Source organism: Paenibacillus sp. OK003, assembly GCF_900109515.1.
In the GTDB taxonomy this organism is placed as follows: domain Bacteria; phylum Bacillota; class Bacilli; order Paenibacillales; family Paenibacillaceae; genus Paenibacillus; species Paenibacillus marchantiae.
Map to the genome: position 1 here is coordinate 396,135 of NZ_FOBD01000002.1, position 23,914 is coordinate 420,048.

At 48.7% G+C, this 23,914-nt stretch carries 18 protein-coding genes and 1 riboswitch; of the genes, 12 read left to right on the plus strand and 6 right to left on the minus strand.

Annotated elements, in window-relative coordinates; genetic code table 11:
• Positions 1-39 precede the first annotated feature (39 nt).
• Positions 40-2,859: a glycoside hydrolase family 3 C-terminal domain-containing protein gene (locus tag BMW94_RS04605; protein WP_090994985.1), complete on the plus strand. Its 2,820-nt coding sequence runs from the start codon at positions 40-42 to the stop codon at positions 2,857-2,859.
• 126 nt (positions 2,860-2,985) lie between these two features.
• On the opposite strand, the gene BMW94_RS04610 is transcribed toward BMW94_RS04605, so the two are convergent.
• The 4 genes from BMW94_RS04610 to BMW94_RS04625 all read right to left on the minus strand — a co-directional run bounded on the left by BMW94_RS04610 (position 2,986) and on the right by BMW94_RS04625 (position 9,822).
• Positions 2,986-3,825, minus strand: coding sequence for a methyl-accepting chemotaxis protein (locus BMW94_RS04610; RefSeq protein ID WP_090994987.1), 840 nt, complete (start codon positions 3,823-3,825; stop codon positions 2,986-2,988).
• A 506-nt stretch (positions 3,826-4,331) separates the two neighbouring features.
• The gene (gene metE / locus BMW94_RS04615; RefSeq protein WP_090994989.1) at positions 4,332-6,680 is read right to left on the minus strand and encodes a 5-methyltetrahydropteroyltriglutamate--homocysteine S-methyltransferase; all 2,349 of its coding nucleotides are present in this window, start codon (positions 6,678-6,680) and stop codon (positions 4,332-4,334) included.
• Between the two features lie 221 nt (positions 6,681-6,901).
• A riboswitch (cobalamin riboswitch) is annotated at positions 6,902-7,100 on the minus strand.
• Positions 7,101-7,354: 254 nt separating this feature from the next.
• Positions 7,355-7,864: an anaerobic ribonucleoside-triphosphate reductase activating protein gene (gene nrdG / locus BMW94_RS04620; protein ID WP_090994991.1), complete on the minus strand. Its 510-nt coding sequence runs from the start codon at positions 7,862-7,864 to the stop codon at positions 7,355-7,357.
• Complete coding sequence (locus tag BMW94_RS04625) at positions 7,861-9,822, minus strand: anaerobic ribonucleoside triphosphate reductase (RefSeq protein ID WP_090994994.1); 1,962 nt, start codon at positions 9,820-9,822, stop codon at positions 7,861-7,863. The genes nrdG and BMW94_RS04625 overlap by 4 nt, the downstream gene beginning before the upstream one ends.
• 372 nt (positions 9,823-10,194) lie before the next feature.
• On the opposite strand from BMW94_RS04625, the gene BMW94_RS04630 reads away from it, so the two are divergent.
• Positions 10,195-11,832 carry a hybrid sensor histidine kinase/response regulator gene (locus BMW94_RS04630; protein WP_090994996.1) on the plus strand — a complete coding sequence of 546 codons (1,638 nt, stop codon included), beginning with the start codon at positions 10,195-10,197 and terminating at the stop codon, positions 11,830-11,832.
• Positions 11,833-11,880: 48 nt separating this feature from the next.
• Here the strand turns inward: BMW94_RS04630 and BMW94_RS04635 are convergent, their stop codons facing one another.
• Positions 11,881-12,894, minus strand: a complete 1,014-nt coding sequence (locus tag BMW94_RS04635; protein ID WP_090994999.1) for a LacI family DNA-binding transcriptional regulator — start codon at positions 12,892-12,894, stop codon at positions 11,881-11,883.
• Between the two features lie 304 nt (positions 12,895-13,198).
• On the opposite strand from BMW94_RS04635, the gene BMW94_RS04640 reads away from it, so the two are divergent.
• Together BMW94_RS04640 and BMW94_RS04645 are read left to right on the plus strand one after the other, a co-directional pair.
• On the plus strand, positions 13,199-14,845 hold the full coding sequence (locus BMW94_RS04640; RefSeq protein ID WP_090995002.1) for a cellulase family glycosylhydrolase: 1,647 nt from the start codon (positions 13,199-13,201) through the stop codon (positions 14,843-14,845).
• Positions 14,846-15,049: 204 nt separating this feature from the next.
• Entirely contained in the window at positions 15,050-15,988 is a 939-nt protein-coding gene (locus tag BMW94_RS04645) for an aldo/keto reductase family protein (protein ID WP_090995005.1), read from the plus strand.
• Positions 15,989-16,133: 145 nt separating this feature from the next.
• On the opposite strand, the gene BMW94_RS04650 is transcribed toward BMW94_RS04645, so the two are convergent.
• On the minus strand, positions 16,134-17,261 hold the full coding sequence (locus BMW94_RS04650) for a GGDEF domain-containing protein (RefSeq protein ID WP_090995007.1): 1,128 nt from the start codon (positions 17,259-17,261) through the stop codon (positions 16,134-16,136).
• Positions 17,262-17,537: 276 nt separating this feature from the next.
• Here BMW94_RS04650 and BMW94_RS04655 point away from each other — a divergent pair, with 276 nt between their 5' ends.
• From BMW94_RS04655 to BMW94_RS04690, 8 genes are all read left to right on the plus strand, one after another.
• On the plus strand, positions 17,538-17,933 hold the full coding sequence (locus BMW94_RS04655) for a Fur family transcriptional regulator (protein WP_063567221.1): 396 nt from the start codon (positions 17,538-17,540) through the stop codon (positions 17,931-17,933).
• A complete protein-coding gene (locus BMW94_RS04660) occupies positions 17,909-18,715 on the plus strand; it encodes a winged helix-turn-helix transcriptional regulator (RefSeq protein WP_063567222.1) in 807 nt (268 codons plus the stop codon). Before BMW94_RS04655 ends, BMW94_RS04660 begins: the two co-directional genes overlap by 25 nt.
• 313 nt (positions 18,716-19,028) lie before the next feature.
• Entirely contained in the window at positions 19,029-20,492 is a 1,464-nt protein-coding gene (locus tag BMW94_RS04665) for a catalase (protein WP_090995010.1), read from the plus strand.
• Between the two features lie 247 nt (positions 20,493-20,739).
• On the plus strand, positions 20,740-21,156 hold the full coding sequence (locus BMW94_RS04670; protein ID WP_090995012.1) for a BlaI/MecI/CopY family transcriptional regulator: 417 nt from the start codon (positions 20,740-20,742) through the stop codon (positions 21,154-21,156).
• Between the two features lies 1 nt (position 21,157).
• A complete protein-coding gene (locus BMW94_RS04675; protein WP_090995015.1) occupies positions 21,158-22,018 on the plus strand; it encodes a M56 family metallopeptidase in 861 nt (286 codons plus the stop codon).
• 39 nt (positions 22,019-22,057) lie between these two features.
• Positions 22,058-22,468: a DoxX family protein gene (locus BMW94_RS04680; RefSeq protein WP_175480578.1), complete on the plus strand. Its 411-nt coding sequence runs from the start codon at positions 22,058-22,060 to the stop codon at positions 22,466-22,468.
• A gap of 230 nt (positions 22,469-22,698) precedes the next feature.
• On the plus strand, positions 22,699-23,400 hold the full coding sequence (locus BMW94_RS04685) for a pirin family protein (RefSeq protein ID WP_063567227.1): 702 nt from the start codon (positions 22,699-22,701) through the stop codon (positions 23,398-23,400).
• 48 nt (positions 23,401-23,448) lie between these two features.
• Entirely contained in the window at positions 23,449-23,784 is a 336-nt protein-coding gene (locus BMW94_RS04690; RefSeq protein WP_090995020.1) for a hypothetical protein, read from the plus strand.
• Positions 23,785-23,914 lie beyond the last annotated feature (130 nt).

Consider the following 23,914-nt stretch of genomic DNA (forward strand, 5'->3'; position numbering starts at 1 on the left):
TCTAAATAAAACATTGAAAGCCTAAAGGAGATTCCATTCATGACTAACCAAACGAAATATCCTTTCCAGGATACAACGCTCGAACTGGATACACGTGTAAAGGACCTCGTGTCCCGTCTGTCAGAAGATGAGAAAATCGAATCCATGCTGCAATACCAACCCGCAGTAGAACGCCTAGGTATCGCAGCATATAAACACGGCACGGAAGCAGCCCATGGGCTGGCCTGGCTTGGCGAAGCGACTTCCTTCCCGCAGCCGGTAGGGCTGGCATGTACATGGGATGCAGACCTAATGAAAGAGATTGGCTCCGTGATCGGAGACGAGGCACGTGTATTTTACAAACGCAACCCAGCAGTAAACGGTCTGACGCTGTGGGCACCTACAGTTGATATGGAGCGTGATCCGCGTTGGGGTCGGAACGAAGAAGCTTATGGCGAAGATCCGGAACTGACTGCTGAGCTGACAACGGCCTTGGTTAAGGGAATCCAGGGCGACCATCCGAAGTATTATAAGGCGGTTGCCACATTGAAGCATTTTCTAGCAAACAATAATGAAGTGGACCGTGGCAGTGGTTCATCGAGTATTGATCCGCGTAACATGCGTGAATATTATTTGAAGGCGTTCGAGAAACCGTTCAAAGAGGGCGGCGCGCAGTCCATGATGACCGCGTACAACTCTATTAATGGTACACCGGCATTGCTGCATCCGTTTGTAAACGAGATTGTGAAGGGCGAATGGGGCATGGATGGCTTCATCGTCAGTGATGCAGGGGATGTCATGGGGATCAAGAACGATCATAAATACTATGATTCGCACACACCAGGAACAGTAGAGTCCGTCAAAGCCGGAATTGACAGCATTACCGATGATGCGGATCTGTCCAAACAGGCGCTGAGAGAAGGACTTGAGCAAGGCACACTCACAATGGAAGATATCGATCGGGCATTGTTCAATACGTTCCGTGTGCGTTTCCGTTTGGGTGAATTCGATCCGGCGGAGGGCAATCCATATGCTTCGATTGGTGAAGAAGCGATGATGACGGAGAAGGCGAAGGCCTTGTCATTGAGAGCAGCGAGAGAACAAGTGGTACTACTCAAAAATAATAAAGGCACGCTGCCATTGGATAAAACAAAATCCGGCAAAGTGGCTGTGATTGGTCAACTGGGCGGAACAGTCTACCGTGACTGGTATGCAGGAACCATGCCATATAGCGTATCCCCGCTTGAAGCGATCAGCGGCAAAGTAGGCGGCGACAAGGTTGCCTTCAAGGATGGCAATGACCGCATTACTTTGACTTCCGTGGCAAGTGGCAAGGCTGTCGGACTGGCTGAAGATGAGAAATCATCCATTATTGCTTCAGGAGATGCCGAGATTTTTACACTGAGTGACTGGGGCTTTGGCAGTTACACGCTGAAGGCAGACCGTAATGGCAAATACCTGACGACGGATGAAGAAACGGTTACGGCTTCGGCGGATGAAGTGTATGGCTGGTTTGTGAAGGAAGTATTCCATCTGTTGCCACAACAGGACGGGAGCGTGGGGCTGACGACTTGGAACGGTAAAATAGTAACGGCACCCCATGGTGGAAACGATGCGTTTGCGGTATCCGAAGAGTTGAAATCTTTCGGTGCTACGGAAACATTTAAGAAGGATATTGTGGTGAATGGTTTAGAGGAAGCGGCAGCGGCTGCGAAGGAAGCGGAGACGGCGATTGTATTTGTCGGCAACAATCCGCTTGTGAATGGTAAAGAAGAGATCGACCGTCCAGGTCTGGATCTGGCTGAATCCCAGCAGCGTCTGGTTGAAGCCGTCTATGCAGCGAATCCAAATACCGTTGTAGTTATCGTGGGAAGTTACCCGTTCACGTCCAACTGGGTGCAGGAGAACATCCCGGCTGTATTGTATACATCCCATGCAGGGCAAGAGTTGGGGAATGCTGTGGCTGACGTATTATATGGCGATTATGCGCCAGCAGGCCGCCTGAATATGACGTGGGTGCAATCGGCAGATCAGCTGACCGATATCAGAGATTACGATATCATCCAATCGGGACGTACGTATCAGTATTTTGAAGGTGATGTACTGTATCCATTCGGACATGGATTAACGTATGCATCGTTTAAATACAGTAACTTGGAGCTGAACCCGGCCCAAGCTGGAGTCGACGAGACCATCACTGTACATGTGGACGTGACGAATACAGGAACGATCGCTAGTGATGAGGTCGTGCAGTTGTATGTGCGTGCCGGACAGTCCCGTGTGAAACGTCCACTCAAAACATTAAAAGGCTTCCGTCGTCTTCATATTGAAGCTGGAGCTACAGTGAAAGTCAGCTTTACACTCCCAGTTCAGGAACTGGCCATCTGGGATGTAACCCGTGATCGTTATGTAGTTGAAAGCGGCACGTATTCCATTATGGTGGGCAAATCTTCCGCCGATGTTCAGCTTCTTGCTGACCTGACGGTACAAGGGGAGACCATTCCTTCACGTAATCTGGGTGTGGCTACACGCGCCGAAAATTACGATGCATATTTCGGTGTGGATCTGGATGAGAGCAAGGAAGGTGGAACTTCTGTCCGTGTGATTGGTGAACAAGGCTGGATTGCCTTCAAGGATGCAGATCTGGGCGGCGGTGCAGCAGCGCTTGAAGCTCGCGTATCATCAGAGCAGGCAGATGCAGTATTGGAAGTTCGACTGGGCGCACCTGACGGTGCACTGGCAGGGCGTGTGGAGCTGGCACAGGGCGAGGCCCAGCAGTGGTCCACGGTTAAGGCAGACTTGCAGGGCGTATCAGGTAAACAGGATGTATACCTTGTATTGTCTGAAGGAGTACGTCTCAGCCATTTCGAGATTCGTTAAGCCGGATAGGATAACATTAGCAAGATGACCAAAATGGATTGATAGTAAATGAACAAAGCCTCCGAAGAGATTCGGAGGCTTTTGTTTGTGCGTTTGGTTGAGTAGGTATGGAGGTGATTTCCCTTTTTACTTTCCGTCAAACGTAATCAGTTTGTGCACAAATTGTTTCAATTGCTGGTTCGTTGCATTCAACTGCTCGATCGTGCTCATAAAATTGTTAACCAGTTCCGCCTGCTCCTGAGAACTCGCGGTGATCTCCCCAAGTTCATTCTCCATCCCCTGAATGGATTGGCGGACGGAGAGGAGAGACTCTTCAATACGCGTAGTCGCTTCCTTTGTATCTACGGACAGCTTGCGGATTTCCTTGGCGACCACGCCAAATCCCGCACCTGCTTCACCGACACGAGCAGCTTCGATGGCAGCATTCAGGCCGAGCAGATTCGTTTGCTCTGAGATTTCACGGATGAAGCTGGCGACCTGAGTCACGTTGCCTGATTTCTGTACAGCTTGTTTGGAGTTGTTGCGAATTTCTTCGGTGGTGGCGCTCAGCTCCTCCGAATGTGCAGCCACGTGCTGAACACTGTCTATCAACTGGTTGGTCAGATTTTCAGTTGCATTCATGAGCTGCTGCAGCTGATCCTGATCATCCATACTATAGAGCAGGTTGAATATAGCGATGACCTCGCCTTGTTCATTTTTGATGGGAAGGTAAGCGACATCAAACGGCACTCCAAATAATTCCTTCGGGTAATGATCAAATTGTTTGTCTGTACCGCCTTTTAGATCGGCAAAATTACGATTAGGCTCGAGCAGTGGATCACCTGCTTTGAACTCCAGTTGTTTCAACGACTCTCCTGCGGAAAAATACAGGAATTTCTCCCGGTCAATAATGGAAAGGGTTACATCTTGGCGAATCGTATCCCGAAAAAAGGGCATACATGCGATTAATGATTGAATCATATCCATTGGAAAGGTCCATCTCCTCAATTTTTGATCTGATAAATGATTGTTTTAAATTATTATTTAATAACTGCCTATATCATATATCGTCATGCAATAGAGAATAAAATAGAGAGAAATGATAATATATGATCCTTTAGAAGAGTTAGCTGTAGTTTCAACCAGATAAATAAATAGAATGATGGTAAATGAAAAGGGGATGTCCCATAAGTCATGAATATGACAGGGGACATCCCTTGTTCGTGTTATTTTGTTTCAATGAACCTGAGACACGCTATTCGCTCCCATTTGCCCAGATCTGAGAACTAACGAATCACAGAGACGTTAGTTCGTCGATTCGGTCGATTTTTTAGGTTTTGACAACGTTTTATGACGAAATAGCGTTACGGAGGTTCGTTAAATCTTGCAAGCGTTGATGATCCGCCTTTTAAGGTGCGGTAGGTTCGTTAGGGCTTGGAGCGAGGCGGAATTCCTTTTGAGACAGCCCCTTTGTTTGCATTCACAAGCTTCGTTTAAATTGAAGAATCAGCGGTTACCCGTTCTCTTGCCGTGCGAGCGGCGTCTACCATGATGCTTAATGCATCCACAACTTCCGCTTTACCACGTGTTTTCAGTCCGCAGTCAGGATTCACCCAGAACAGATCTGCTGGCAGTACTTGAAGTGCACGCTCAATCATATTCAACATCTCGTCCTTGCCTGGAACACGCGGACTATGGATATCGTATACACCGAGTCCGATGCCTTTGTCATACGTATTCTGCTCGAAGCTGCCTACCAGTTCCCCATGGCTACGGGATGTTTCGATCGAGATCACATCTGCATCCAGGTCGCTGATGGCTTCAATAATATCATCGAACTCGCAGTAGCACATATGGGTATGCACCTGCGTTGTTGGTTTTACGGTAGCAGTAGCTAAACGGAAGGATTCCACGGCCCATTGCAGGTACTCATCCCACTTGCTCCGTTTGAGCGGAAGTCCTTCACGCAGAGCTGGCTCATCGACCTGAATCATCTCGATGCCTGCTTGCTCCAGCGCTTCAACCTCGTCCCGAATGGCGCGAGCGATCTGGTAGGATACTTCACTGCGTGGAATATCCGAGCGGACAAAGGACCAGTTCAGGATCGTTACCGGACCTGTTAGCATGCCTTTCACCGGTTTGCTGGTCAGTGTCTGGGCATAGGCCGTTTCTTTCACCGTCATCGGTTCATTGAACAGTACATCTCCGTAGATTACAGGTGGCTTCACGCAGCGTGAGCCGTAGGACTGTACCCAGCCATTTTTGGTGAAGGCGAATCCAGTCAGCTTCTCACCGAAAAACTCGACCATATCGGTACGTTCGAACTCACCGTGTACCAGCACATCCAGACCGATTTCCTCCTGGATGGTAATCCATTCTTGGATCTGTTCACGCACATAAGCGTCATATTGCTCCGCATTCCACTCCCCTTTACGGAAGAGTGCACGTGCCTTGCGCACGTCCGCCGTTTGCGGGAAGCTGCCGATTGTTGTCGTTGGCAGCAGAGGGAGCGACCATTTTTGCTGCTGCAATTCGCGCCGCTCCTGGAATGACGCGCTGCGAAGCAGCTGCTCGTCAGCGTGCACCCCAGCAGGCGCACCACTCAGGCGTGTCCGTGATTCGGACTCGCTCAGCAGGCGCACCGCTTCGGTGCTTGACTGGGCGCGGCGGCTGGCTTCAGCCAAAGCCGCTGCTTGGTCCGCCTGCTGCGCACCACCGGACAACAACGTGCCGAGCGTCGCTATTTCCTCCAGCTTCTCGTCGGCAAAGGCCAGGGCATTGCGCAGTACCGGATCAAGCGCGCTCTCCTGAGCGGCCGTAACCGGTACATGCAACAGGCTGCAGGAAGGCTGAATGATCAGCTTGCCTTCGGCTGCGAATTCAGCCACCTGCTCCAGCAGCTTCGCCGTCTCTGCGAGATCGGCGCGCCAGATGTTGCGCCCGTCGATGACACCGGCGCCCAACCATTTAGCCTGCGGGAAGCCATGCTCCCGCAGGCTGGCGAGGTTGCCTTCATAGCCGTGGACCAGGTCCAGGCCGATTCCGGCTACAGGCAGTGCTGTCACGACCGGATAAGCTTCCACCGATTCGAAGTATGTTTGAAGCAGCAGCTTCAATTCTGGTGCAGCTTGTGCCAAGGCAGCATACACCTGCTGCAGCAAGGCTTCATCTTCGGAAGAGACAGCCAGCGTCAGAGCAGGCTCGTCGATCTGTACCCACTGTACGCCTTCTGCTTGAAGCTCAGAGAGAAGCTGGGCGTATACGGGAACGAGGCGTGTGACGATTTCTGCGAAGCGTTCCGCGTCATAGCCTTTGGCGAACCGTACATACGAGTACGGACCGACTACAACCGGTTTACCTTCCAGCCCAAGCTCCTGCTTCGCTTCGCGATAGGCGGCAAGGGGTTTATTTTCAAGCAATGCAAATGCAGTATCATTATGAATCTCAGGTACGATGTAGTGATAGTTGGTGTTCAGCCACTTGGTCATCTCACAGGCGGTTGCCTCATCATTACCCCGGGCCATGGCGTAGTAGGTAGATACGGATACCGGTCCGCCTGTATGGTTAAAGCGCTCAGGAACGACGCCAAACATCGCGGATACGTCAAGCATATGATCATAATAGGAGAAGTCGCCCACAGGAACCAGATCGAGCTGCTGTGCCTGCTGTTTCTTCAGATCCTGTAACCGAAGAGTAGTCAGCTCCTGATGAAGCGTGGATTCATCGATACGGCCAGCCCAGAAGGATTCCAGTGCTTTTTTCCATTCGCGTCCCGCACCGATGCGGGGGTAACCAAGGTTGCCTGTCAGGACTTGTGGCTGTTGTTGCTGTGATTGCGACATGTAAAATTCCTCCTCATTTATAATAAGTAAAATCATCAAGTTGAAGCTATTGTGGTGTGTTTCTTTTAAGAAGGCATCAAAAAAAGGCGTTCCTTCCGATTCCATACCCCGAGAAACAGGCATCATGAATGACGACTGTGCACAAAGATAGAATGGGAAAGAACACCTGCTATAAGTCATTGTAGCGGCTGCTCTAACACCTTCCTATCTTCCGTAGGTCATGCGATGCTGTCGAAACAGGCAGGTCTCCTGGCTTGCGGATCATGGTCATATGCATTCCTTCCCGGTGGTTACACCAGTGGATTATATGCATAGACTCCCCGTATACAGTGGCGGGACCGCGACGGATTTGCACCGTGCTTCCCTTTTAAGCCTGACCACGCATGTAGCGCGGTAGGCACCTGTTTCCGTGTGCAGAAATGTGCGTACACATCTCTGGCTATGAAATTGGCGACCAAGCATAGATGATAGATTGTATCATGATGCAATCGTCGTATACTTGCTCTTATGCTACCAATCATAGACGATAACCTAAGGGCTTGCAACATATATCATTAATCCGATCGGAAATAAAAAAGTGCTCTATGAATCTTAGATATATTGGCAGATTTGACTCCTTAAAATGAACCATATCATCTCCCACGCTGTGCTAATTCCTCTCAAATAAAAAATCGTTACCATGCATCTAACTGCACAGTAACGATGGTCTGGCGAGCCGTCGTTGCCCCCACATCGATGATGCGCTGATTACGACTGCCGCGAAAAGGTAGTGACACATCACGCTCAGCTGCGATATAAGGTCCATCGATAATGACGTCGCATAGCCGGGATAACTCCATCCGTGACGGGTCTGTTATCAGCTCCTCATACACAAACCCCGTGTAGGCCCATACGGTCAGATCAGGCCGAGCAGCACGAAGCTTCCGAACCCAGGAGGCGCATGCTGCGGCAGAGAAAAACGGATCACCTCCGCATAACGTTACCCCTTCCAGCAAGGGATGGGAGGTTACCTCATGCAAAATCTGCTGCTGCCGCTTCTCCGAAAATGGTTCGCCTGCACGGAAGCTCCATGAGCCGGGGCTGAAGCATCCCGGACAGGCATGGCGGCATCCACTGATGAACAACACAGCACGCAGGCCAGGCCCCTCATTCACTGATTCCGGGATGTAACCATACAGATTCACCGATGCTTCACCCGGTCTCTCACTTCGGCTTGCTTCGCCGCATTGAAGCGCACTTTATAGTCACCCGTCAGATATCCCGTCACCCGGCGCAGCCGCTGGAAATGCACGTGGGTTTCATGAGCCTCACATCCGGGGCATACATCTCCAATAACGCCCTCATATCCACAGGACGGACAGCGGTCAATCGGATGATTAATGGAGAAATACCCGATGTCCTGGGCCAGCGCGTATTGCACAATCCGTTGGAAAGCTGCGGTATTGGCCCTTACATTCCCGTCGAGTTCTACATAAGAGATCGCCCCAGCATTACATAAGGAGTGGAAGGGAGCCTCCAATTCAATCTTGCGATAGGCAGGAAGGGTATGATAGACCGGAATGTGAAATGAATTGGTGTAGTATTCCCGGTCGTTGACCCCCGCGATGATGCCGTATCGCTCACGATCAATCTTGGTGAATTTGCCGGATAGGCCCTCAGCGGGCGTAGCGAACAAGGTGATATTCAGGTTATGCTGATCACTCATCCGGTCACAGAACTCTCGCATCGTACGAATGATATTCAAGGCTTCTCGATGTACATGCAGATCTTGTCCATGGTGACGGCCATATAGAGCGGTCATACATTCAGCAAGCCCGATAAAACCAAGAGATAACGTACCATGCTTCAACAGGTCAGCCACCGGTTCATTCGGAGCCAATTGTTCACCGCCTTCCCATACCCCTTCCCGCATCATGAAGTCCGATGCTTTGGCAGGCTGATTCGTCTGAATTCGATACCTGTGCAGTAGTCCATCCGTAGCATTGCGCATGACGGATTCCAGCGCCGTATAGAAGCCCGCCCGGTCAGCGATGGCTCTTGCTCCCCGGCAGATCCCATATCGAATGCCGAGCTTCACCAGATTGATGGTGTTAAAGGACAGATTGCCCTTGCCGCTCTGACGATTGCGTCCGAAGCGATCAGCCAGTGTGCATGTACGACAACCCATCGTCGCAATGATCGTATCGGGATCTTCCGGTTGATAATAGGGCAGGTTGAAGGAAGCATCCACATTGACAAAATTCGGATACATGCGCCGTGAGGAGCAGGTCACAGCAAGTCGGAACAGATCATAATTCGGATCTGCCTCCGATTGATTAATGCCTTGCTTGCATTGGAAAATATGCTGTGGGAATACGGGCGTTTCTCCGTTACCAAGTCCCCGAATGGTCGCTTCCAGCAACGACCGGGACACGAGCCGACCTTCGGCTGAAGTACACAGTCCGTAGTTCAGCGAAGTGAACGGAATCTGTCCGCCAGCACGACTGCTCATGGTGTTCAGGTTATGAATCAGGGACTCCGCAGCCTGTCCGGTCTCCAGTTCCGTTTCTTCACAGGCAAAGGCGAAGGCTCGTGGACACTTTTTCTTCGCTTCATCGCTATCCAGATACAGCTGCTCATCCTCCATTCGTTCATTCTCTCCAAACAGCCGTTGTCCCTTCCGGTAATGCTTACGGAACGAACGCTTCACATAAGGTGCAAGATCCCAGTCAATTTTATTGGCGGATACACCGCCGTACTGGCTGTTTTGCTGGGACTGAAAAATAATGGCCACCAGTGCCATGGCAGACATAATCGTCTGTGGTGTACGAACCGAACCGTTACCGGTGTTGAATCCGGAGGCCAGCAGTCGGTCAAACGGAATAAAGATACAGTTGGTCGTTCCCAGGGCATACTGATCCAGATCATGTACATACAGATCGCCGTTCTCCACAGCTAGAGCGAGCTCCTTAGGCAGTACATGACGCAGAGCATGCCACTTGGCGGTCTCCGAACCGAGCCTGCTCATCTTGCCGCTGAACGAGTCTCCGTTCAGATTGGCATTCTCCCTCAGCGTATCGGCGTCTTCAGCACCTATAATTCGTCTTCCCAGGTCAGATAGCAGATCGGATGCCGGTGGAGAGGCATACTCAAGCAAGTTCATGTCAGTTCCTCCTAAATAATAAAATTGAAAATGTATGGGATAATGTCCATTCATTGAACACTACATGTAGAGTTTCTTTATCCATTTATAAACTATATATTGTTATTTGGGTGTGATAATGGTCACATGTGAGAGGCTGATTGATCGTCATGATTCATTGCCCTGAATGATAGAGGTTTTCAAAGCTGGAGGGTAAGCGTATAATTTCTATTTACCGTGTAAGTTCAGTTGACGATGCTTAAAAAAGGATACAAAACTTTATATATGTATAGGTTGTGACAGCTGTTTCGCAACTTGTGAACCCTCGTTAATCGATTGAATCATACAGTGGACTATGAATTTGAAATGCAGCTAAACCAAGAGGGGTGAATCATGGGAACGGTAGGCGTTACAAGGGGCTTCTATGAAAATATACAGGAAGCCGCGTCCCATATTGTAGACGTATTAAGCGGTATCTTAAAAGTGAACACCATCTTTGTTGCCACAAATGATGGTGTGACCAATGTTATTATGGAAGCTTTTAACCGCGAGGAAGAGTTGATTGCCAAAGGTAGTGAACTTCCATTTGAAGCGTCATATTGCAGCCTGGTCTTAAGAGATAAGGGCAGCAGTCTGATCATCACGGATACATGTGAACATCCCCTTACGAGATCCATGGACGTAACAAGCGGACTGGGCAATCGTTTCTTTGTGGGGATTCCGATTATGCGCAGGTCCGGGGAAACGTTCGGCACGATCTGTCTGATGGATGATCCCGATTATGTGATCAGTGAAACAGATATGAAAACACTGAAAGCGATGGCCGTTTTTCTCGGGTATGTCGTGGATTTGGAAGATACGCTGCACGTTCAGGAGCAGAAGCTGAGTGATTCGGAGCAACTGCAAGAGCAATTGCAGGCAGAGAAGGAACGTGCAGAGTCTGAGGCGATGACCAAGACGCAGATGCTGTCGCTGATGAGCCACGAGATTCGTAATCCGCTGAACGGCATTCTGGGATTAACCGACCTGATGCGTACACCGGATATGTCGGACGAGCAGACAGAATATGTGAATATGATTGAAACCAGCGGTAACATTCTGCTTTCCCTGCTGAATAACATGATGAGTTTTAACGTTAATGACGCAGGACAAACGGTTGTACACGATGATCCATTTGATCTGGTAGCCACGATTGAGAATACCGTGTATCTCTATGCGGGACTGGCGCTGAGCAAGAACATTGATCTGGGACTGAACCTTGATCTGAATGTGTCCCAGGTTTTCGTCGGGGATGAAATCAAGATCGGGCAACTATTGGCCCATGTCATTCAGTATGCTCTAGATTCAACACGGACAGGCTCGGTATTGATTACGGCAACCGTAGCTGGTGGAGATGTAGAGGAAGCGTGTACGCTTCAACTCCATGTGAAGTACACCGGACGTATGTTGTCTTCGGACAATAAGCTTAGATCATTTAACAATTTGGATGGAAATATAAGTACACAGAAGCTGGTGGGAACCAATCTCGGTTTGGCGGTCAGCCAGAATCTTGCCATCCTAATGAACGGCCGTATTCAGGTGCATGGCATGGGAGACAAGGAGACAGAATTCGAGATCTGCCTGCCGCTCCGCAGACATTGGGAACTGCCTCAGCTTGCCAATATTCAGCATCGACTGAAGGGCAAAAAGGTGCTGCTTGCCAAGGACCCTGACATTCTGCAAGGCGCCTCGTCTCTGATGCGCAGATGGGAGATGGATGTGCACATGACCTCGGTTACGACTGAAGCGTATGACTGGATACAGGATGGCTTTAAGCCTGACGTGGCCGTTGTGGATATGGGGCTGCTGGAGGGCGGTGCTGTGGATTTGGTACACAAGCTGAAGCGCCTGGTTACAGATTCACCGGTCATTGTTCTGATCCCGTATGGCATGCATATCGATCCGCATGAAGCGGAAGTCTTCGATGCGGTCCTGACCAAGCCGGTGAAGCAGGCTGATTTGTTGAATGCGTTAAGCATCATTGTGCATTAAGAACATGAGAAAATATATAAAACTGGGCGCACCTGTCACGGGTGCGCTTTATGTGGTTATTTTGAAGGAAGAGGAAGCTCGAACAAGCAGCTCCGAGTCGACTTTAAATACACGTTTGTCCTGAAAATCATTCGAATTCATCATGTCAATCATCTTCTCCATAAGAATGGCCCCCATCGTATACTTGGGCTGGTTCACTGAACTTAGCGTAGGATGGATGTATTTGCTGATACGATTGTTGTCTACACCTACGATAGCCAATTGCTCGGGAATGTGTATTCCGTATTCCGAACATGCCTTGTATACGCCTAGCGCCATCTCATCATTAGCCGCATATACAGCGGAGAAGGACAGGCCTTTGTTAAATAGTCTTTTGATGGCCTCGTACCCACCTTCCTCATTAAAGTTTCCATTCTCGATCAGTTCGGGACGGAACGGAATCTGATGATCACGCAGGGCTTTCAAATAGCCTTCAAGCCGTTCATAGCTGTCGATTGCTTCAGGATAACCGTTTAAGAAAACGATATTTCGATGTCCGGCCTCAACGAGATGCTGAACAACTTCCTGAGAGAACTTCACGTTGTCCGTATATATACACGGGATCTGATCATGTTCGATGTATTTGCCAACAATGCCAATGCGATACCCCTTATCCGCAAGCTGGAATAATTCCTCATCCGCGAGCATGGGCGTGATAATGATGACACCGTCAATGGTTCGATCCAGCAGCAAATTAAGATAATCGACTTCTCGTTCTTTCTGGTTATGAGCATCACATATGATGACCTTGTAATGGCGGGCGTAGGCAATGTTCTCAATGCCTTTGATAATTTCGGCATAATAGGAGTTGTTGATGTCCGGAACGATGACGCCAATCGTCATGGTTCTCTGTGAACGAAGATTCTTGGCTGCTGCGTTGGGGTGATATCCCAATTGCTCAATGGCGCGCATCACCTTATCTTTGGTTTTGGTGCTAACTTTGCTGTGCTGATTAATAACCCGCGATACGGTTGCCGGGGACACACCTGCAATGGCAGCTACATCAATGATTTTGACATCCATATTCTTCACAACTCCAAATAAGTGATTGACAATTAATTCAAATTCATTATAATTCCAATTGAAAACGATTACAAGTTATAACCGATTGAAACAATAATTGGGATAGTGCAGGAATAAAGGGTTTAACGTTCAACAAAATGTAATCGATTTCACTAATTCCCCAGTTGTGATAAATAGCGGGGTCATCTTTGGATCGTACCCCTCGTATACCCGCTGTTTCTATAGCATTACCGTCACCTGTCGTGAGTGCTGCATCCTGGTTCAGTCATACCTCAAGATATGACCATTTAAGGGAGGCGTCAACATGTTGAAGAAGAGCACTATTATGGTATTGTGCAGCTGTCTGCTGCTGGGACTGCTGGCTTCGGCCGTAGGTTCACCGAAGGCCAGTGCGGCTTTTGGATCAGGGGATTTCTTGAAGGCTAACGGGACGGTTGTCCGCAATAATTCGGGTATAGGCAACGTGGTAAACCTGCGTGGTACAAACTTGGGTGGCTGGCTGCTGCAGGAAGAATGGATGACGCCATCCGGGGCGGTAGATGAATACACGCTGCGTCGCACGTTGACGAATCGTTTTGGGGAATCGGGTGCACAGAGCCTGATCAATGGATATCAGGACAACTGGATTCAGGCTGGCGATCTGGATAACATCAAGAACTGGGGCATGAACGTTGTGCGTGTGCCGATCTATTGGGAGGATTTTATGAACACCAGTGGTGTCATGAAGCCTGATTCGGTTACGTTCCGCAAGCTGGATTGGCTGATTAATGAAGCGGGCAAACGGAATCTGTATGTCATTCTCGATCTGCACGGCGCACCTGGAGCAGCCTGTCCATGGCATTCCTGCGGTCAGGAGAATTCCAACCAACTGTGGACCAACTCTACATACCAGAACTGGACTATTCAGATCTGGGAACGGATGGCGACACGTTACAAAGGCAATCCAACCGTTGCCGCATACGACCTGCTCAATGAACCTCTCGTAACGATGGGAACAGGCGAAAATGCAGCTCAAATCAAACAAAAAATGGATTTCTATGACCGGATGTACAAAGCCGTCCGTGCCAAGGATGCCGATCACATGATCATCATCGCAGCATTCTTCGACTGGTGGGCAGCTTCACCACCAACGACGTACGGCTGGACGAATGTGATGTATCAGACGCACCATTATCAATTCACGGATTATAACAACTGGGATCTGACCAATTCGGAGATGGATCGCTGGCTGAAGGATATGGCGTCCTATCAGAAGAATTGGAACGTTCCGGTATTAGCGGGCGAGTTCTCGTTTGGTCAGGATGATCTGACCGAGAAGTGGCTGTCAGGTCTGAATGCACTGAATGCTTCATGGACGAACTGGAGTTATAAGGTCAAAGGTGGCGGAACTTGGGGTTATTATAATAATAACAACAATCCCGCACCGAACCTGAATATGGACAGCGCGGCAACGATTGCTTCCAAATGGAGCAAGTTCACAACGGCGAACTTTGCCTCTAATACCTCGTTCCAGAATGTGGTCAAGAAACATACGGGAACGGCTCCGTTTACTGAGACATGGTCCAGTCTGAAAGCCAACGCCAATGGCACTTTTGTCAGCGCAGAGAATGGGGGTGCAGATGCGCTGGTAGCCAATCGGGATACTGTCGGACATTGGGAAAGGTTCAAAATCATCCAGAATTCGGATGGTACGGTATCTTTGCTGTCGATGAGCAATATCAAATATGTGCAAACCGATCTGAATAATGGCGGGCGTTTGATCGCCTCGGCCACATACCCGTCCACATGGGAGAAGTTTACCCGAGAAGAATTGGGCGGAGGACTGGTTGCCTTCAAATCCGTGGCGAACGGTAAATATGTCAGTGCGGATTTGAATAACGGAGGCGTGTTGTCTGCCAATCGTAACGCTGTGGGCGGAGCATGGGAACAATTTATCGTAACAGCTAACTAAGATTAACTAGTGCCCATTCATTAAAATGTGGTGACTGGGTAATATTTGACGCGTGTCGTGGCTCCGCTCTTTTATCGGAGCTTTTCATATGCATCCTTATCTATTTGCCAAATTCTTCACCAAAGCCCTTTTAATCCGAGCCGAATACGATACAATAGAAAGGGAACTTCATCATTAATCAGTTTAGAGGAGGATGTGCATTCAATGGAATACCGTAGATTAGGTGGAAGCGGACTGAAAGTAAGCGAGATTAGCCTGGGTAGCTGGCTGACATACGGAGGATATGTGGAACGTGAAAACGCGGTGAAATCAATTGAAGCCGCATTCGATGAAGGCATCAACTTTTTCGATACAGCCAATGTGTACGAGCGGGGTGCAGCAGAAGAACTGCTGGGGCAGACATTGAAAGCGTATTCCCGCGATTCCTATGTTCTTGCAACTAAGGTTTTTGGCAAAATGGGTGACGGTCCAAATGACCAAGGGTTATCCCGTAAACATATTAAAGAACAATGCGAAGCCAGCTTGCAGCGGCTGGGTGTTGATTATGTAGACATATATTATTGCCATCGCTATCATACCGAAACACCGATTGAAGAGACACTGCGAGCACTGGACGATCTGGTGCGTCAAGGCAAGGTGCTCTACGTAGGTGTTAGTCAATGGACCGCGGCACAGATGGAAGCTGCATTGGGTACCGCTGATCGCCTGTTGCTGGATCATATCGTGGTGAACCAGCCGGTATACAACATGTTTGACCGGTACATCGAAAGTGAAATCATCCCGCTGGGTGAGCGCAAAGGGATTGGACAAGTCGTCTATTCCCCGCTGGCACAAGGATTGTTGACCGGAAAATACACTTCGGTGTCCGATATTCCTGAGAACAGCCGGGCAGCGAAGCTGGGCTGGGATGAAGGGAAGATTAACGCTGACCGGATTGGCAAGGTTCGCCAGTTAATTGAAGTGGCGGACAAGCTGGACCTGAAGGTCGGTCAATTGGCTCTGGCGTGGATTCTGCGCCAAAATAATGTCTCCAGTGCGCTTGTAGGGGCAAGCCGCCCTGAACAGGTGAAAGAGAACGCAGCCGCTTCCGGCGTGAAGCTGGATGCTGCCATCATTGAAGAAATCGAACAAATCTTAGCTTAAGGCAAACTCAGTCATACTCGACCGCACAGGTGGCTCTTGTACCCGTAAGCGAGTTGAGTTGAATGATTGCAAAATGGGTGAGAGAAGAAAGGGATGTCCTGGCAAGCCTAATAGGCTGCGGGGACATCCCTTTTTGAGTTTGAGATTAGAATGGGCTTTGGCCGCCGGAGAGCGACCTGGAACGCAGCGGAATGACACAGACCCGGTTTCGGCCCGTATTCTTGGCTTCATATAACGCACGGTCTGCCTGTTCAAAGAAATCGTTATCGTCTCGGTCGTCGCAGTGATCTGGAAAAACAGCCACACCGATCGAGATGGTCAGCCGGATGGTATTGCCATCAGGCAGGGCGAAATGGTATTTCTCAACCGATTGTCTGATTGACTCGGCAATGGCCATGGCCTGGTGATGACCACAATCAAGCAGCAGAATGGCGAATTCCTCGCCTCCGTTTCGAGAGACGATATCCGCCGAGCGGGCATGCTCAATGAGCAATTGTCCGAGCTGTCTCAGGACCGCATCACCTGAAGTATGACCGAAGGTGTCATTTACTTTTTTGAACCGGTCGATGTCGATGACCAACAGCGATAGTTTTTGCTTGTACTCACGTGCCCGTTCCAGTTCCAACACGAGTGAATTCTCAAATTGTCTGCGATTACTGAGGTTGGTAAGATGGTCTGTGGTCGCTTTTCGTTCGAGCAGGAATAACATCTCATTGGATTTATTAATGAATTCTGCGATGAAATAAATAAAGATTCCACCGATAAAAGAAATGGTCATCTGTAATGGATATACTTTCATTAATGAATTCATGCTGGAAGTATTCAGCATCAGGATGATAAAGATCAGCGTCATGCCCAGCAGGTTCATGGTAATAATTTTGGTTAATCTCGACCAGGGAGCATAGGCAAAATATACACCGGACAGTCCGATGATCGTCATGACGAATGCTGCATCGATGGCAGCGGATGACATTCCAAACATGACAATACGCAGGATGGAGATGACGAGTCCCGAGATGACCGAAGCCAGCCCTCCTAAATATACGGCTGCTGTGACGATAGCCAAATGACGCAAATCCACAATGGTCGTTTCATTTAAAGGAAAGGAGTAGTTCATCAGTACCGTTCCATAGATCCCGAACAGCAGACCACCGATCATCTGCACACGTATTGAGGGAAAGGGAACACGGATACGATAGAATTTGGCTACGATTCCGGACACATACATGAACGTGATCATAACACAGAGATTGACAAAAAACGTGCTTAGCAACCAGCATCCCCCCTTTAGCGCACATTACTATATTTTAGCTGAAAAGCAGTATAGTAGCGAACCATATTATCCCAAGTGGGAGAGGGGGATACGGAGAAGAGTCTTGGTTATCGCTATTCATGAATAAAATAGTCGGATATTGACTTCATTATACAATGAGATTTATACTTAATCTAAATCAAAATTGATTTTGATGTTTCAGGGAATCATAGCAATCAGCAGATTGCTGTGTCATCTTATATACTATTTGAATGGGTTAATAAAGGAGAATTGCTGGTGAGAACTCTAAATCTGACGATACAGCGTCAAGCCGTTTACGATGTAGTCCGTCATTCCGAAGACCATCCAACGGCAGCAGAAGTGATGAACCGTCTGGTGGAGCAAGGATATAATTTGGCTTATGGTACGGTATATAATTCACTCCGATATTTGACGGATAAAGAATTGATTCGAGAGCTCAAGTTGGGCGAGACGGCCAGTCGTTATGATGCCCGCATGGACGATCATCAACATATTATGTGTGAAGTGTGCGGCAAGGTGGATGAAGTCATGACGGAAGTTCCTCCGCAATGGATGAAGCAAGTGGCGGAGGAAACCGGGTATGCGATTGATCACGCTCATGTGGTCTTTGGAGGTGTCTGCGCGGAATGCAGAAACAAACGGGTCAAGTAAAAATCAACCTGTCCGGTCGTCGTTTGCCGCTCCGGGTCAAGCCTGCCCTTGCAGATCCAACTCCCCTTGTGGATAATTGCCCGGTCACGAGACGGGTTATTCTGATCAGTCCGATGCCCGGGCAAGTACATGAGCTGGTTAAGGCACTCACGGATAGCTGCTTCGATGTGCTGGTGTTCCACCGCTGGGAGCCTGATTTGCATGAACGGCTTGTATTTGATCTGTTGATCTATGACCTGTCTGTTGCTGGAACCATTGATGCTTTTGCCGGTATCAGCAGCCGATTGAATCGTGAAGCGGAACATGCAACACCCTGTCTTTATCTGGTGGGGGAGAAGATGATTGGCAGTGCCAGCGGCCCAATGCTTCAGGAGGAATTACTGGTCTGGCCGGCCCGTCCGCAGGAAGCGTTGTATCGTGTGCAACGCATGATCGGCAATAGTCCTGCAGCACCGAAACGCGGGTTTTTACCTCAGGAAGGACAACGCATCGGTTTCAAGGATCTATGGTTGGATCGTGAACGTATGAGCGTGCACCGGAATAATGACCGTATTCATTTGACCAAGACAGAGTACGATCTTCTGCTGAAGCTGATTGATGCGAAAGGTGCAGTGATTTCTCGGGAGGAGATGCTCAGCGATATCTGGGAGACTGATTTTACGGGTGGAAGCAATGTGGTGGATGTTCATATCAAAAGCTTGCGCAAAAAACTTGGCGATAACGCGGCTTCGCCTCAATATATCGTAACAGTAAGAGGAGTGGGCTACCGCCTGGCGGATTAGTCCGCTTTTTTTTGTGCACACATAATGCTGTTCATGTCACTCGTATGCGGGTATATCATTAGATAGAGTAAATCAGGTCAATCCAAATGGATCAACGCTCATCTTTCTTAAAGCGGATGTTCATATTTCATTCATGAAACGAGCAAGAAACTCATCTTAATCTCATACGAACCTCATGCAAGGGGAAAGTGGGACATGTTAGAATCAATTTAACATTTAGATCAAGTCTAAATGTATATTTAACCCGATGGCGAATATGATTTTAATAGAGTATATACAGCAGGCATGAGACCAACATGAGGAGGATAACGATATGACAGAACGCATGACAACCAATCAGGGCGCACCCGTAGGTGACAACCAAAACTCACGTACCGCAGGAAGAAGAGGCCCCACATTACTTGAGGATTATCATCTGCTTGAGAAGATCGCACACTTTGACCGTGAACGTATCCCGGAACGGGTCGTTCATGCAAGAGGTGCGGGTGCACATGGGGTGTTTACGCTGGAGAAGAGCATGAAGGCTTATACAACAGCCGACTTCTTGCAAGACCCGGGTACAGAGACGGATGTACTGGTCCGGTTCTCCACGGTAATTCACGGTACGGGTTCACCGGAGACAGCGCGTGATCCACGTGGTTTTGCCGTGAAGTTCTACACCCGTGAAGGGAACTATGATATTGTGGGTAACCACTTGCCCGTCTTTTTCATTCGTGATGCGATGAAGTTCCCGGATATGGTTCATTCCCTGAAGCCTGCGCCCGATACAAATATCCAGGACCCTGCACGCTACTGGGATTTCATGACACTATCTCCCGAGTCGACTCATATGATGACCTGGTTGTTCTCCGATCTGGGTACACCAGCAAGTTACCGTGAAATGGATGGATTCGGCGTACACGCCTTCAAATGGATTAATGCTCAAGGGCAAGTTCATTATGTGAAATACAAGTGGGAATCGGCTCAAGGCGTACGAGGCTTCTCACGTCAAGAGGCGGCTGAGGTACAAGGGCAGGATTTCAACCATGCCACCCGGGATTTACACGAGCATATCAAAAACGGGCAATACCCGCAGTGGAAGCTGCAGGTACAGTTGCTGAAGCCGGAGCAGATGGATGATTTCGCCTTCGATCCGCTCGACCCAACCAAGACTTGGCCGGAAGATGTACTACCGTTCCAGACGATCGGAACCATGACATTGAATCGAAATCCACAAAACTTCTTCGCAGAAGTGGAGCAAGCGGCCTTTTCACCAAGCGCTTTAGTGCCTGGAATTGAGCCTTCTGAGGATAAATTGCTGCAAGGTCGTCTGTTCTCTTATCCGGATACACAGCGCCACCGGCTCGGACCAAACTATTTGCAGATTCCGGTGAACTGCCCTTATGCTCCGGTTCGCAATCATCAGCGTGATGGATTGATGAATGTGAGTCAGGACCCATCTCCGGTAAACTATGAACCGAACAGCTCGGGCAACAGCCCGGAAGAAGCACCGGAATACCGTGACAGCCAGGTTCCGTTAGAGGGTCATGTTACGCGCGAGAAAATTGAGAAGACCGATAACTATACGCAGTCAGGGGAGTTGTTCCGTTCATTCACGGCGGTTGAGCAGCAACATTTGCTAGACAACCTGATCAATGACTTGAAGGCAGTACCGGAACAGACCCAGCTTCGTGCCTTATGCCATTTCTTCCAGGCAGATGGACAGCTTGGTGGTCGTTTGGCTCATGGACTTGGTGTGGATATCTCCTCATTCATGCCCTCACAGGATCGCAAATAAATAAAGCACTGATTTCATCATTATTTCAGAAATGAATAATCGATTTATCAAGTAGACCGGGCAGGACTGCAAAACAGCAGACCTGCCCGGTCTTTAGGCTTTTTTAACCTAAAATCAGACCTTATGCAACAAAATAATATTCTGAAATGGAAAACATTTTTACAAATCATTTACAATAAATAGCTGACATAGAGGTTGACTTCTCGTTTGTTGGCACTACAATGGGTAGTGTGAGGGGTGTCTGAACATGAGAATACACAATTTTAAAGTGGGTGAGCGTGGGCTGAACCGGTTTTTCGGTCCGCTGGAGGCGAAGATCATGGACATTTTATGGGCGCGTCCAGGCAGCAGCATTCGCGAAGTGCAAACCGCACTAGAAAAAGATAAAGACGTTAATTTCAATACAGTCATGACGGTGATGAATCGCCTCGTGGACAAGGAGATGCTCCACAAGTCGCAGAAGGGCCGAACGTCACTGTACCATCCGGTACAGAGCAGGGAGGAGTTTATGAACGACCAATCCAAGGAATTGTCACATGAGCTGGTGGATGAGTTCGGGGCACTTGCTGTGAATCACATGCTGGACGCGCTGGATGAAGCAGATGCAGGGCTGATTGAGCGTCTGGAGCAGAAGATTAAGCAATGGAAAAAGGATAGCGATTGACATGTGGAAGGCCCGCTCGAAGCTGTTGTTTACCGTCGGGTTTGGCATTCCGTTATTCGTGTTCATGCAGATGTTCATGTACGCGATGTACAAAATATTCGGTTGGGACATTCCGTTCAATCTGCTCTGGCTATGCAATCATTGGATGAGCCGGATGGGCTGGTTATCCATGGGGCATGTTCTTATGGCACTGGTGCTCCTGACGTTTGCCGGTACAGGCTGGTTGCTGTTCGATCGGATGATTAAGACACGTGCAGCGGTGCGGAAGCTTCGGTCGTCGGAAGATCGGGCCATGTCTCGGAAATTTGAGGCGCGGTACCGTCATCTGAAACAACCTGAATTCATTGTGGTGGACAAGCGGTCCCCGGTTGCATTTACCATTGGTCTCTGGAAACCCTGTATTGTGCTTTCGACAGGGCTGCTCACGATGCTGGATGCTGAAGAAGAAAGAGCGGTTGTGTATCATGAGGTGCATCATCTGTGGCATCGTGATCCACTCAAGACGACATTGCTGTCGGTATTTGCCGTCATGATGCCTTATATTCCGGTGTTGAAGCATACTTCAAAACATTACAATATCATTCGAGAAATTCTGGCTGACAATGAAGCGATTGAACGTACAGGGAACGCTGCGGGCATTGGTAGCGCACTGCTCAAACTGATCCGGGCTTGCCCTGAACCTTGGAGAATTAGAGAGACAGGTATACAATCGTCTTTTGCCGATACTTCGGTGAATGTGCGGATTTCCCGTCTATTAGACCCGGAACAGGATGTTGAGTTGACGCTTCCCCGCTATGCGGTATTCATTTCGGCCACAGTGATCCTGCTGCTGTCTGTCTTGTTCGTTTGGTCCATTGGGTGAAATGTAACGTTGAACTAAACTCCAAGGAGGAAGATGAATATGAATAGAAGTGTGGAGATTGGCTTGTTTTTCTCAAGGATCATGATTGGTCTCATCTTTGTATTACATGGTTGGAGCAAATTCGAAGGTGGAATTAGCGGTACAGTTGGTTTCTTTGAAAGTATCGGCATTCCTGGTTTTCTGGCATCGGTTGTAGCGATCATTGAGCTGGTGGGTGGTGCAGCCATGATTCTGGGATTGGGAACACGTGTATTTGCTGCATTGTTCATTGTAGTGATGGGCGGGGTTCTGCTTACTGCCAAAGTGGGACAGCCGTTCATGAGTGGTACCGAGTTAGATTATCTGTTGCTTGCGGGTTCGTTGACACTACTCTTCTCAGGCAGCCGTTTTCTGGCGGTGGATTATTTCTTCTCCAGACAAGGGAACACTCGCCAGAATGTGAGTGCATAACGGGTCTATTACTTTCCAATAAGGGTGGATAACAAGTTCATTCAAGCAGGTATATCCTGCATAGAAGCCTTTTCTCGCTAGGTCGGAATACGCGTAATTATACGTGTGAACCGTTCGAACCGGGAAAAGGCTTTTTGATTTTGTTTTGGACGACTAGCCCATCGATTTGGTACAATGAGAATAAGTATGCTACTAAGAAAAAATAAGAGAACATATAGGAGGATGCCTTTATGATTAACGTCATTCCATCCGATTCCCGTTCCAGCTTCGACCGGGGCTGGCTGCGCGGCAATCACAGCTTTTCCTTTGGTGAATACCAGGACCCGGAGAATACTGCGTTTGGACCCATGCGGGTAGCTAACGACGATGTAATTGCCCCTGGTCGTGGTTTCGGGGCACACCCGCATAGTGATATGGAGATTGTGTCCATCGTGCTGAACGGGAAGCTGCGTCATGAAGATAACCTGGGCAATGTGGCTGTTACATCATTTGGTGGAATTCAGCGCATGTCAGCAGGCAGTGGCATGATCCATACCGAACACAATGCCTCCGATTCTGAAGAAGTGCGTATATTACAGCTTTGGTTCATGCCACATACGAAAGGGCTTGAGCCGTCTTATGAGACAACTTCTTTTGATCCAGACGCACTTGCGGGAGCACTCGTACCCGTGGTATCCCCTGAAGGTGGGGCGCGTATCGCATCCATTCAACAGGATATGACCATCTATCTTGGCCGATTGGCTGCAGGTCAGACTTTAACATATGAACAGGCTGCAGATCGCCGCATGTACATTTTTGCCATTGAAGGAAAGCTTGGCTTGAACGGAGAGTATCAGCTAAATGAAGGGGATACGGCTCGTGTGGAACAGACGACATCCATGAACCTGGATGCAAGCGAGGACGCTTTCTATATGTTGATCGATCTGCCCTAGATTACCGAAATGGATTGAAACTCCAAGATCAAAGGAGGAATTACGTTTATGACGCAGCAGGAATGGTTCATGGTTAAGCATGCAGTGACAGGGCGAGGGTTAGTGAACAGCAAAACAGATTCGATGTCCTATCGCTATCAAAGAGAAGGCACTGGGTTTGTTTTTACCGTGACGGGTCTGGAACAACAGGTGGTAGATCGCATTATGGAGCTTAGACAGGAGCTCAATGTGTTTCGATTTGTACAGCGTAAAGATCAGCCCTTGGTGAAGCACTGGTATTACGTTCAGGGAGACCAGGTGCAGTATGATGGAGAAAGCCATACATTGACGATATATGCGGAATCTGAGATCCGCTATGTTCCTGAAGATTATTTTGCCGACTAACTGAATCATTAAAAAGGCCTTCCAATTGGAAGGTCTTTTTCCTTATATACAATTAAAATTGAATTATATGTGTTTCAGGTTGTTTCATGAAATTTAGAAAAAGAGAAGCAGAGGAAGGTTGACATGACGA